The organism is Pseudomonas sp. AC083, assembly GCF_979253165.1.
Window position 1 is genome coordinate 1 of record NZ_CEEDDH010000261.1, and the last position, 249, is coordinate 249.

At 39.4% G+C, this 249-nt stretch carries 1 protein-coding gene; it reads right to left on the minus strand.

The window, feature by feature from the left end; all coding sequences use genetic code 11:
* The coding region (locus tag AC0IXA_RS27890; protein ID WP_471814977.1) for a hypothetical protein at positions 1-249 on the minus strand (249 nt) is incomplete at both ends.

The following is a 249-nucleotide window of genomic DNA, read 5'->3' on the forward strand; positions in this document are numbered from 1 at the left end:
TATCAAGCCATAACTGCAAGCTAACACGTACTTGCCTAATAGCCGCTACTCGCGCTAATCGTTTTTGCCTTAACGTATTAAACTGTTTAATGCCTACCAACACCAAAAGCGCCTGTTGAAATTGACTACTTAATAGCGCACGAATTTTAAATGCTTTCTCAATATCATTATTGGCTACTTTAGAGCGGTTAACAGCCTTTGAATATGTTTTAGGAAAGTAACGCAGCACTCTTATATTGCCGCCTACTG